Source organism: Deltaproteobacteria bacterium (assembly GCA_016234845.1).
Classification (GTDB): Bacteria; Desulfobacterota; Deferrimicrobia; order Deferrimicrobiales; family Deferrimicrobiaceae; genus JACRNP01.
The window spans coordinates 1-11,995 of record JACRNP010000144.1; the positions used below are offsets into that span (position 1 = coordinate 1).

Here is an 11,995-nt window from a genome sequence, read left to right on the forward strand (position 1 = left end):
CCCGAGGCGATCTCCATGCTCAAGCGCAACTCGTGCGGAAAGGCGCTGGAGATCGCCCGCGCCGCCCGGGACATGCACGGCGGGAACGGGATCTCGGACGAGTTCCACGTCATCCGCCACGTGATGAACCTGGAGTCGGTCAACACGTACGAGGGGACGCACGACATCCACGCCCTGATCCTCGGGCGCGCGCAGACCGGAATCGCCGCGTTCGGGGATTAGGGCCGGGGGAGCCGCTTTCGCGGAAGCGATGACGGGGAAACGCCGGACGCGCCCGGGAGCGAGGCTGTTCCTGGGAGCCGCGCTTCTCGGTGGGACGCTCGCGGCGTTGTTCGCGGGTTCGATTCTCGCGGACGCGCTGCTCGACCTTTTCGGCGCCCGGTCCCCGATGGTCCGGCTGGGGGGGAAGGCGCTCGCGATGGTCTGCGCCCTCCCCGCCGGCTTCTACTTCGTGGAGCGCTGGTTCATCCGCCGTTCCTCCCGCGGGGAGGAGGAGGGCGAAAAGGAGGGTTGACCCCCGCTACCGTTTCCCGAACACCCTCGCCTTCACCCGCCCCATCACCATCTCGAACGACTCGCCCGAGTAGGCGTGGATGTTCCGGCGCATCTCGATCAGGTACCGCTCGACCTCCGGCCACTCCTTCCGGATGACCGCCATCTGTTCCCCGTACGCCTTCTCGTAGTCCGCCTGCATCTTCTGCTGCAGGCGCGACCGTTTTCCCGCCTCGTCCGGATACGCCTTCTTGGGCAGGAATTCGTGGATCGGCTCGAAGATCCGGACGTCGGTCTCGTCGAGGTGGAACAGCTCGATGTTGTCGATCATCACCACCTCCTTCTTCGGGGTGGCGACGTAGTGGCCGTACCGGAGCGCCGTTCCGATGCAGTCGCCCAGGGCGTCCTGCCGCGCAGCGCCGTCCACCCACCAGGATCCGTCCCGCTGGATCCGTGCGGGGGTGACCGCCTCGTCGTGGTAGATGTTGACTCCCTGCTCCTTCGGCTTCAGGAGCACCTCCTCCCCCTGGGGCGTGACGTGGTAGACGACGGGGAGCGCCGGCAGCCCGACGATCCCCGGCAGTCCGCTGTAGACGTATTCGCCGAGGCAGCCGAAGCGGGACAGGTAGACCGAGTGTTCCCTCCGGTCCGGGGTCTTCGCGCTGAACAGGGTATCCTTGTGGACCTTCTCGACCAGCTGGACGTCGGTGACCTCGAAATCCCTGTACGGTTCGCCGGCCTGAAGGGAGAGGATCGCGAGGACCGATTTCCGCAGCCCCGTGGCCTTGAGCTTCGACGAGAAGATCTTGACCCGGGCCCCCGGCGGCATCATGCGGATCGCCCCGCGGACCCAGTTCACGTACGAGTGGGAGATGCTGATCGGCAGCATGTCCGTGCTGGTGGGGTCGAGGAGCTCGTCGAGCTTGGCTTCCCACAAGGGGATGTGCATGCCCAGGAACTCCTGCGGGTTGTCCACGCCGAGGACCTTGAGGATCTTCTCCCGGTCCTGCGTCGTACGGCTTGCGGCCGGGATCTGGAAGTACCGGTTGAGGGCGCGCTCGTACTTCTGCAGTTCGGGGTGGGAAGAAGCCATTCTCGTCCTCCCGGCCGATGGAGTGGGGACAATCCGATCTTACCACCCGTGGGCGGAAATGGGGAACCCGCGGGGTCAGCGACCTCCCCTGGACAACTCCAGGACGGCAGCCGCCAGAGGAGCGCCCCTCGGAAACGATGAGGCGAGACGGGGGTACCCCATTAGCGCCCTCCCCTTGATAACTCCACGAGGGCGGTCGCCAGAGGGGCACCCCTCGAATACGGAAAAGCGTTCACGGGGGTACTCCATTAGCGGCTGCCTCTTGTCAATTCGAGTAGAGCAGCCGCCAGAGGAGCATGCCCGCCGAAGAGGACGAGCTTGTCGCCCGGGGCGACCGTTTCCCCCGGTGCGGGCTGGATGATCGCCCGCTCCTCGCGCAGAACGGCGAGAAGCACGATCCCGGCTCCATTGCCCACCGGCAGGTCGGACACGGCCCGTCCCGCCCAGATCGAGTCCGGCGAAATGTAGAACACCTCGATCACCTTCCGCCGCAGGAACTCCTCGAACTCCGCCAGCACCTCCTCGGTCTGCCCCGGGGTCCGCTCCCGGAGCATCCGGTACGTGCCGCTGCGGATCAGCTCCTCCTGCTGCCGGATGACGTGGTCGGGCACGTGGTACTCGTGGAGCACGCGGGAGAAGATCTCGACCGAGGTCTCGAACTCCTCCGGGATCACCGCGTTCGCCCCCAGGGCGATCAGGTCGTCGACGTCGTTCGCCGTCCCGAGGCGGTCGAGGATCTCCGGGTTGTTCACGTCGCCGAAGAATATCGGTTCCCCGGCCTCCCGCGCCTCCCGCACCAGCGCGTCGTTCAGCTCCGCCACGACGTACGGGACGCGCGTCGCCCGCAGCACGCGCGCGAGGTTCTTCCCGTTCATCCCGTACCCGGCGATGATCACGTGGTTCTGGATCTCCTGCCGGAGGATGTCCTCCTCCTCCGCGCCCGGCTCGGGAATCCCTTTCACCACGTAGCGCCCCCAGAACCGGGCGATCCGCGGCGCGGCCCCCACGAGGAAGGGCGTCCCCACCATCGTGAGGATCGCGATGGCCAGTAGATTCTGGTACGGCACCGTCCCGACCAGCCCCTCCCGGAATCCCTGGGACAACAGCAGGAACGAGAACTCGCCGACCTGCCCCAGTCCGACCGCTCCGATCACCGATACCCGCCAAGGGTACTTCAGGGAACGGATCGCACAGCCGGCGCAGACCGCCTTGCCGAGGACCACCACGATCGACATCAGGAGGATCTCCGGCAGGTTCCCCGCGAGAAACGGGAGGTTCAGGAGCATGCCGACGGAGATGAAGAAGACCCCGTTGAAGACGTCCCGGAACGGGAAGATCTGCGCCGCGATCTCGTGGACGTACTCCGACTCCGAGATGACGATCCCCGCCAGGAACGCCCCCATCGCGAGGGACAACCCCCACATCTGGGCGATGTACGCCGTGCCGAGGATGAGGCACAGGACGGTCATCGCGAGGATCTCGCGGCTGTTGAGCCGGATGACCTCCTTGAGCAGGAGCGGGATCACGAACCTTGCCAGGAACAGGATGGCCGCCACGCCGACGCCCGCCTTGAGGAGCGCGAGGAGCACGGTGGTCGCCTCCGCGGTTTCCCACTGCCGGAGGGAGGGCACCAGGAGCATCATCGGGATCACGGCCATGTCCTGGAACAGCAGGATCCCCGTCGAGATCCGGCCGTGTCCGCTGTCGATCTCCATGCGGTCCGCGTACAGCTTCAGAACGATCGCCGTGCTGGACAGGGACAGGACGAACCCCATGAACACCGCCACCGGGGCGTGGAACCCGGCCAGGACGAGAACGACGAGGGAGAGGAGGACCGTCGCGGCGACCTGGATCCCACCCGCCATCAGGATCTGGCGGCGCATCTTCCCCAGGCTCGACAGGGATATCTCGAGGCCGACGGTGAACAGGAGGAGCGCCACGCCGATCTCGGCCAGGGCGTCCACCATCCTCGGTTCGGACACCAGGCCGGCCCCCGTCGGCCCGAGGATGGCTCCGGCGACGAGGAACGCGGCGACCACCGAGAGGTGGAGCCTCCCGAAGAGGAGGGCGACCGCCGTCGCGATGGCCAGGACGACCGCGAGATCGCGCAGGACGAGGTGCAGGTCCACCAGTACGCCTCCCGTTGACCGGAGGGAACGCCGGTTTTAGAGGCTCCCAGTCTACCAGTCCGGGACGCGGGACTCCATCCGCCCGCCGGAACCTGCGGGAGAAATTCCGCTAAAGTTTTTCCGGCGGTTGCCGATGAAAACGCCTGTAGGGAAAATAAACCTCCCCTCCCCGGGGAGGCGATTTGCCCGCAACCCCCACCAAAAAATCAGCGGGCAAATGGAACGGTCCCCCGCGGATCCCGCCTATGCCACGGGGGACTTCCCTTTTTTCCCGCTCTCAGATGATCCCGGCCGATGCCAGGCGGCGGTACTCCTCATCGGAGATCCCCAGTTCCCGCACGTACACGTCCCGGTTGTCGGCGCCGGGAACCTTGCAGCCGGACTTCCAGCGGGCGGGAGTCCCGCTCATCTTCCACGGCGGCGCGGCGAGCGTCAGCGGACCGTACACCGGGTCGTCCGCGTCGACGAAGCAGCCGCGCTCCCTCCAGTTCCGCTCGGCGAGCGTCTCCAGCGGCCGGTTCACCCGCCCGGTGACGACCGCGGCGCCGGGGCCGCCCTTCCTCGACGTGTGCTCCTCCACCGCCCGCCGGATCTCGTCCGCCGTGAGCCCGCCGGACCACTCCTCGAGGATGGCCAGCAGCGCCCGTTCGTTCTCGATGCGGACGCGGGCCGACGGCGTCGAAAACCTCGGGTCGCCGCACAGCTCCGGGCGGCCGATGATGGTCATCAGCGATTCGAACGCCTCGTCGTTGTAGGCGGCCATGAACGTGTGGCCGTCCCGGCACCGGATGTAGGTGTACGGGAAGACCGCCGGGTCGAAGTTCCCGACCCGCTCCCTCGACTTCCCGCCCGTGTGCATCCACGTGATGTTGTAGTCGGCGAACTGCATCAGCGCCTCCGCGCCCGCGAGGTCGACGAACTGCCCCTTTCCGGTCGCGGACCGGAAGGCGAGCGCGGCCATCGTCCCGAAGGCGCCCCACAATCCCTGGGTGAACGCCCCGTGCCAGTTCCCGAGGCGCGTGGGCGACTGGTGGGGAAGCGGCGGATTCCCGGCGTCCTCCGGCTCCCCGACGATGTACGGCGCCCCGGAGAGCGCCTGGCAGAGGATGTCGGAGTCGCGGACCGGCCGCTCCGCGTCGGGTCCGAAGGAGCCGTACGTGGAGAGCGCGAGGTAGATCAGTCCCGGACGCGCCGAACGCAGGGAGAGGTAGTCGATCCCCGCCTCCTCGAGGCGTTCCCGCGGCTCCGACGTGACGATCACGTCCGCGCGCTCCGCCAGGCGGCGCAGCAGCGAGGCGCCCTCGGGACGGCCCGGCGACAGCGTGACGTACCTTCGGTTGCGCGCCTCGGAGAGAAACGGAAGTCCGGTGCCGGCGACGTCTTTCCCTTCCGGAACGGCCGCCCGGAGCGGATCCCCGCCGGGCGGCTCGACCTTGACGACGTCCGCCCCGAACTCCGCGAGGATCGACGCGGCGACCATCCCGCCGAAGTGGCCCGGGCAATGTTCGACCACCCGGATCCCGGCGAATGCCTCCGGTTTCCCCGCCGCGGCGGCCGGATCGGTCGCCCCCCTCGCCCACTCCGCGAAACCGCTCAACGGGAAACTCCGGTCCTCGGCGGGCGCGCGCCGGGCGCGTCGGCCCACCTCCCGATCACCCTCTTTTTCGTCAGCGCCTCGATTTCCTCCGAAGACAGCCCCAGCATTCCCCGGAACACGATGTCGTTGTGCCACCCGACCGGCTTCGCGGACTCCTTCACCCGCCCGGGGCTCTCCGAGAGCTTCGGCGCGGGGCCGTATTCGTCGACCCGCCCGTAGACCGGGTCCCTGACCTCGCAGACGGTTCCCCGGGCGCGCAGGTGCGGGTCGATGTAATGATCCCTCCCTCCGCGAACCGGCGCGGCCGAGAATCCGCCCTCCGCCGCCGCGCGAAGGACCTCCTCCCGGGTCCGGCCCGCGGCGAAGGCGGCGACCCGGTCTGCGTTCGCGATGCCGGCTTCGTCGGGCGTCGTCGCCCCGAGGGCGTGCGCCAGGTGGATGCGCTCGTCCTCGTCCCGGACGGAGATCGCCACGAACCCGTCGGAGCACCGGTAGATCCCCGACGGAGGGTACGACGGGTCCGCGTTTCCCGCCCTCGGCCGGTCCTTCCCGGTCAAGCCGGCGTACGGCCACGTCCAGTCGAGCGTGCGAATCATCGCCTCCGCCTGGGACAGGTCGATCAGCTGCCCCTCCCCGGACCGAAGGCGCGCGTGGAGCGCGGCGAGGATCGCGATGGCCGACATCAGCGCCGCCGTGTAGTCGCCCACCCAGAATCCCGCCTTCATCGGGGGGTGATCCGGGAACCCCGTGATGGCGGAGAACCCGGATACCGCCTGGGCGGTGGCGTCGTACGACGCGCGGCCGGCGGCGTACGGCCCCCACTGTCCGAATCCCGAGTTCGCGGCGTAGACGATGCGCGGGTTCCTCTCCCGGAGCTGCAGGTACCCCACGCCCCACTCGTCCATCGTTCCCGCCCGCAGGTTCTCCACCACCACGTCCGACTGCTCGGCCAGGCGCAGGAACAGCTCCACCCCCTCGGGGGGGTGCAGGTCGAGCCCGACGTGCAGCTTGTTGCGGTTCAACGCGAGGAACGCGGGGGAGACCTCTTTCCAGAAGAACCCTTCGGGGGCGACGTACCGCATCAGGTCGCCCCGGTACGGAAGCTCCACCTTGATCACCTCGGCCCCGAACACCCCGAGGTAGTCGGCGGTCGCCGGCCCGAAGATCCGGGTCGCCACCTCGAGGACGCGGATTCCGGCGAGCGCCTCCGGCTTCGCCGCGATGCCCGGGAGCGCGAACGCCTCTTCCGCGAACTCCCGGAATCCGCTCATCCGCGACAGAGGGGGACGCTCTTGATCTGTCGGGGGATGCAGGGGAAGAGTGTCCTCCGCCAGGAATGCCCGTCAGACCGCAAGGTACTTCTCCTTCACCTCGTCGTCCGAGAGGAGGTCCTTCATCGTCCCCTCATACTTCACCGACCCCTTGTCGATCACGTATCCGCGGTCGGCCACCTTCGCGCAGAAATGGAGGTTCTGCTCCGCGAGCAGCACCGTCACCCCCTCCTTCCGGATCTGGAGGATCATCTCCGCGAGCAGCGCGACGACCAGCGGCGCCAGCCCCTCGGACGGCTCGTCCAGCAGGAGGACCTCCGGGTTGGTCATCAGCGTCCTCCCGATGGTGAGCATCTGCTGCTCCCCTCCCGAGAGCTGGCTGCCGAGGTTCCGCTCCCGCTCCTGCAGGCGGGGGAAGAGCTCGTAGATCCGGCCGACCGTCCACGGGGAGGACGTCTCCTTCTCCCGGCGCGCCGCGACCTCCAGGTTTTCCCGGACGGTCAGGTCCGGGAAGCAGCGGCGGTCCTCCGGAACGAACCCGATCCCCTTCCGGCAGATCCGGAACGCCCGCAACCCCGAAACGGTCTCCCCCTTGAAGACGATCTCCCCGGAGGCGGGGGGAGTGAGCCCGATGATGGAGCGGAAGGTGGTGCTCTTTCCGGCGCCGTTGCGGCCGAGGAGCGCGACGACCTCCCCCTTTCCCACCGACAGCGAGACGTCGAAGAGGATGTGGCTGCGCCCGTAGAAGGTGTTGACGTCGCGGAGATCGAGCAGCGCCATGGTCCTACTCCATGACCTCCTCTCCGAGGTACGCCTTCCGGACCTGCGGATTCGCCTTGATCTCCCGGGGCGTCCCGTCCGCGATGACCGTCCCCTGCTGGAGGACGACGATCTTCTCGGAGATGCCGAAGACGATGTCCATGTCGTGCTCCGTGAACACGAGGGTGAGCCCCTGCTCCGTGGAGATCTTCCGCAGCAGCGCCACCGTCTCCCGGCTCTCGAACCGCGACATCCCCGCCGTGGGCTCGTCGAGCATCAGCAGGGTCGGCCGGGACGATAGCGAGATCGCGATCTCGAGCCGTTTCTGGTCCCCGTGGGAGAGGACGGACGCGCTCGTCTCGTGCCGGTCGGCCAGCCCGACCAACCCCAGGATGCGGAGTGCCTCCCCGGCGATCTCCGGGTACGCGCGCGACCTCGCGAACGGGTTCCGGCTCTTCCGGTGGTTGGCGAACAGGGCCGTCTGGACGTTCTCGAAGACGGTCATCCGCTGGAAGATGTTGGTGATCTGGAACGACCGCCCGATCCCCTTCCGGATGACGCGGTACGGAGGAACGCCGGAGATCCGCTCCCCGTTGAAGAAGACCTCTCCCGAGTCGGGCGCGAGCAGACCGGTCATCACGTTGAAGAGGGTCGACTTCCCCGCGCCGTTCGGCCCGATGACCGCGCGGATCTCCCCCTTCTCCACCGAGAAGGCGACGTCCTGGAGGGCGCGAAGCCCCCCGAACGACCGGGTTATGCCCCGGACTTCGAGAATGCCCATCGCCGGATCACCCGCATTTTCTCGAAGGCGCCGCGCGCCTTCTCGTTCACGAAACCCACCACCCCGCCTGGAAGGCAAAGCACCAGCGTCAGCAGCACGATGCCGAGGACCAGGGCCCACTTCTCGGTCCACGCCACGAGGTACGAGTTGAGCACGATGTAGACGAACGCCCCCACCGCGGGGCCCACGAACGTGTAGATCCCGCCGATGATCGTCATCAGCACCGGCTCGGCCGATTTCGTCCAGTGGATGATGTCGGGGGTGATCGACTTCTCCATCAGGGCGTAGAGTCCGCCGGCCAGCCCGGTGATGGCCCCGACGACGACGAACGCCGACCACTGGTACAGCTTCACGTTGATCCCGAGATACTCGGCGCGCTGGGGATTCTCGCGGATCGCCCGGAGCGTCGAGCCGTACGGGGACGACCGGATCCGCCGGACGACCTCGACGGACAGGGCGAAGACGACCAGCACGAACCAGAACATCGCCTGCGTGGAGCCGATGTCGACGGCGCCGACGCCCGGGACCGCGATCGGCCGCACCGGGATCCCCTGGATGCCGTTGTCGCCCCCCGTGAACCCGTACCATTTGAAGACGATGGTGAAGACGAGCTGGCCGAACGCCAGCGTCAGCATGGCGAAGTGGACCCCCGACAGGCGGACGCAGAAGAACCCGACGACCGCCGCGACGGCGGCGGCGAAGAACGGCGACAGGAGGAGCGCCGGGACCGGGCCGAACCCGCCTTTCGTGCACAGCAGCGCCACCGTGTACGCGCCCACGCCGAAGAACGCGGCCTGCCCGAAGGAGAGAAGCCCCGTCGTCCCCAGCAGCAGGTTGAAGGCGATCGCCATCAGCGCGGCCACCATGATCTGGGTGGTCAGGTACTGGTAGAATCTGCCGGCGAACAGGGGGACGAGGATCAAGAGGGCGAACGGCAGCAGGCGGAAGAGCGGGCGCACGGAGAAGTGGACCGTGGAGATCTCCTGCGACTCCATCGCGAAGTTCTTCTCCGACAGGGCGCGGATCTTGAGCGGCCGCCCGAACAGCCCCCACGGGCGGACGATCAGCACGACGACCATCAGGAGGTAGATCAGCGACATCTCGAACTCGGGGACGAGGATGATGCCGATCGTCTCGAGGAATCCGATCAGCAGCGACCCGACGAGGGCCCCCCACAGGTTTCCCAGCCCCCCGATGACCACGACCACGAACGACTCGATGATGACCTCGTGCCCGACCCCCGGGAACACCGTCCGGACGGGGCCCGCCAGCGCGCCGCCGAAGCCGGCCAGCACCGCCCCGAAGGCGAAGACCAGCGTGAACAGCGCCGCCATGTTGATGCCGAGGGCGTCCGCCATCTCGCGGTCCGAGGAGGTCGCGCGGATGATCTTTCCGGTCTTCGTCCGGTAGAGGACGTACCAGAGCCCCATCGCGACGGCCGGCGCGAAGAGCAGGACGAGGATGGTGTACACCGGTACCGTGCCGCCGAACACCGTGAACGAGCCGGAGAGGACGTCCGGCTTCGGGATCGACTTGAACTCCGGGCCGAAGACGATCTTCGCCACGTCGTCGATGACGAGCACCAGGGCGTACGTCAGCAGGAGCTGGTAGATCTCCTCCTGCCGGTAGATGCGGCGCAGCAGCCCCGTCTCGATGACCGCCCCGACCAGGGCGACGCCCAGCGGCGCCGCGACCAGCACGGCGAGGAACCCGCCCACCCCCGCGACCTGGGTCGCCAGGTAGTAGATGAAATACGCCCCCAGCATGTAGAGGGAGCCGTGGGCGAAGTTCAGGATGTTCAGCACGCCGAAGACGAGGGTGAGCCCGGAGGAGATGAGGAAGAGGAACGCCGCCTGCCGAAGCGCGGACAGGACCTGAACCGTCAGGAACGATATGTCGAGGGACGCCGCCATTCTCGTCCGGCCCCGGCCGCCTTGTGGGATCGTGGTGGGGGGCCGCCCCGCGAGGGACGGCCCCCGTTTCCGCCTGCGCCCGCCGAGCGGGCCGCTACTTGTTCGACTCCTGCGCCTTCTTCCACTCGGCCAGGGAGTAGATCACCTTCTCCGCCGGGAACGTCTCCGTGTTCGTGACGATCGCGATCGGGTAGTTCTTGACGAACCCGGTCTCCCCGATCATGTAGTCTGCGTAGAGCTGGTGGTCCTCCTTGCGCAGCGTCGCCTTCCCGCGCGGCGCATCGATCGTCAACCCCTCGAGGGCGGCGACGACCTTCTCCTTGTCGAGCGACTTCGCCTTCTTGACGGCCTCCGCGAGGAAGTAGACGCCGTCGTATCCCTGCGCGGCCCACGCGCTCGGGTACTCCTTGTTCTTCCCGAGGTACGCCTTCACGAACTCCTGGTTCTTCTTGCTGTTGGGCCAGTGGAAGTAGTACCGCTGGTCGGCGATGATCCCCTTGGGCATCTCGTTCATGAGCGCGCGGGCGGCGCTGACGTCCGCCCCCGTGGCGATGACCCACTTCATCTTCTCGAAGAGCCCGAACGGCTTGGCCTGCTTGATGAAGGCGACGAGGTCGCCGCCCCACAGGGTGCAGAAGACCGCGTCGGGCTTGGCCTGCAGGATCGCGTTGATGTACGCGGAGTAGTCGGGGATGAACAGCTTCGGCCACTGCTCGCCGGTGAACTCCGCCTTGGGGTTCAGCTCCTTCGTCTTCCCCTTGAAGATCTCCCACATGGTGCGGCCGTACTCGTAGTCGGGGCCCAGGTTGTAGAACTTGGTGAGCTTCGGGTATTTCTTCGCCGTGTAGAGGGCCAGGGAGTTCGCCTCCTGGGAGTTGCACATCCCGGAGCGGAACGTGTACCGGTTCCACTTCTCCTTCGTCACGCCGTCGGTGGATCCGATCGTGATCATCGTGACGACCTTCTCCTGCTTGGCGACCTCGGCGACCGCCAGCGCGCCGGCGGAGGAGACGACGCCGAAGAGGAAATCCACGCCGTCCTTCTGGATGTTCCGCTTCGCGATTTCGACCGACTTGGCCGGCTTGGCCTCGTCGTCCGCCGAGAGGAGTTCGAGTTTCTTCCCGAGGACCCCGCCCTTCGCGTTGATCTCCTCGACCGCCATCTCCGCCCCGAGCTTGCATTCGCGCCCGAGCGCCTCGGCGCGCCCGGACAGCGGGAACATCCCGCCGAGCTTGATGGTGTCCGCCGCCGTCGCGACGGTCGCCGGCACGATCGCCAGCAGGGCCAGAATCGCAAGCGCCGCAATCCTCTTCATCCCGTTCCCCCCTTTTCGGTCTGGTTTGTTGTACCGGTCGACGGCGCGGCCTTTCCCGGCCGCGGCGGCACGATGACCGCCTCTCCGTCGATGACGATCTCCTTCCTCTGGTTTACGCATTGCGTGCGGAACCGCAGCCGCTTTTCGGAAACGACTTCCACGATCTCCACGCGGGCCGTGATCTCGTCGCCGATCCGGACCGGCCCCTTGAACTCGAACGTCTGCGACAGGTACAGGCATCCCGGCCCCGGAAGCTTCATCCCGATCGCCGCCGATATCGTTCCAGCCGTGAGCAATCCGTGGACGATCCGTTCCTTGAACCGGGTTTTCGCGGCGAACTCCTTGTCCACGTGGATCGGATTCCGGTCCCCCGAGATCCCGGCGAACAGGAAGACGTCCTCCTCGGAAAATGTCTTGGTGAACTCGGCGAAATCCCCGACCTTGTACAATCCACTCTCCGGAGCCGGTAATATTCGAATTCAAACGATGTCTCGCAAGCGAGGTGCCAACCGGAAAGGGGCGAACGAATTCCCGGGGAGGGATTTATATCGTTCGAAATCAAAAGAAGATTTTTTTTATCGGGATTTGCAGGCGACCAATCAGTATATGCACCATAAATGGTACATCTGTTGTCCTCGATCATCC

At 67.0% G+C, this 11,995-nt stretch carries 11 protein-coding genes; 2 read left to right on the plus strand and 9 right to left on the minus strand.

Features of this window, described 5'->3' with window-relative positions; all coding sequences use genetic code 11:
* Both HZB86_09820 and HZB86_09825 read left to right on the plus strand, forming a co-directional pair.
* The coding region (locus HZB86_09820) for an acyl-CoA dehydrogenase (protein ID MBI5905826.1) at positions 1–222 on the plus strand (222 nt) is incomplete at its 5' end.
* A gap of 28 nt (positions 223–250) precedes the next feature.
* Positions 251–514 carry a hypothetical protein gene (locus tag HZB86_09825; protein MBI5905827.1) on the plus strand — a complete coding sequence of 88 codons (264 nt, stop codon included), beginning with the start codon at positions 251–253 and terminating at the stop codon, positions 512–514.
* Between the two features lie 6 nt (positions 515–520).
* On the opposite strand, the gene HZB86_09830 is transcribed toward HZB86_09825, so the two are convergent.
* The 9 genes from HZB86_09830 to HZB86_09870 all read right to left on the minus strand — a co-directional run bounded on the left by HZB86_09830 (position 521) and on the right by HZB86_09870 (position 11,799).
* Entirely contained in the window at positions 521–1,585 is a 1,065-nt protein-coding gene (locus tag HZB86_09830; protein MBI5905828.1) for a hypothetical protein, read from the minus strand.
* Positions 1,586–1,833: 248 nt separating this feature from the next.
* On the minus strand, positions 1,834–3,714 hold the full coding sequence (locus HZB86_09835; protein ID MBI5905829.1) for a cation:proton antiporter: 1,881 nt from the start codon (positions 3,712–3,714) through the stop codon (positions 1,834–1,836).
* Positions 3,715–3,991: 277 nt separating this feature from the next.
* Entirely contained in the window at positions 3,992–5,311 is a 1,320-nt protein-coding gene (locus HZB86_09840) for a CoA transferase (protein ID MBI5905830.1), read from the minus strand.
* Positions 5,308–6,582 (minus strand): CoA transferase, encoded by a 1,275-nt coding sequence (locus HZB86_09845; protein MBI5905831.1) that lies wholly within the window; start codon positions 6,580–6,582, stop codon positions 5,308–5,310. Before HZB86_09845 ends, HZB86_09840 begins: the two co-directional genes overlap by 4 nt.
* Positions 6,583–6,654: 72 nt before the next feature.
* Positions 6,655–7,362 (minus strand): ABC transporter ATP-binding protein, encoded by a 708-nt coding sequence (locus HZB86_09850; GenBank protein ID MBI5905832.1) that lies wholly within the window; start codon positions 7,360–7,362, stop codon positions 6,655–6,657.
* Positions 7,363–7,366: 4 nt separating this feature from the next.
* Positions 7,367–8,116 carry an ABC transporter ATP-binding protein gene (locus tag HZB86_09855; GenBank protein MBI5905833.1) on the minus strand — a complete coding sequence of 250 codons (750 nt, stop codon included), beginning with the start codon at positions 8,114–8,116 and terminating at the stop codon, positions 7,367–7,369.
* Positions 8,095–10,035 carry an ABC transporter permease gene (locus HZB86_09860; GenBank protein MBI5905834.1) on the minus strand — a complete coding sequence of 647 codons (1,941 nt, stop codon included), beginning with the start codon at positions 10,033–10,035 and terminating at the stop codon, positions 8,095–8,097. The genes HZB86_09855 and HZB86_09860 overlap by 22 nt, the downstream gene beginning before the upstream one ends.
* Positions 10,036–10,129: 94 nt before the next feature.
* Positions 10,130–11,350, minus strand: a complete 1,221-nt coding sequence (locus HZB86_09865; GenBank protein ID MBI5905835.1) for an ABC transporter substrate-binding protein — start codon at positions 11,348–11,350, stop codon at positions 10,130–10,132.
* Positions 11,347–11,799, minus strand: a complete 453-nt coding sequence (locus tag HZB86_09870; protein ID MBI5905836.1) for a MaoC family dehydratase — start codon at positions 11,797–11,799, stop codon at positions 11,347–11,349. The genes HZB86_09865 and HZB86_09870 overlap by 4 nt, the downstream gene beginning before the upstream one ends.
* Positions 11,800–11,995 lie beyond the last annotated feature (196 nt).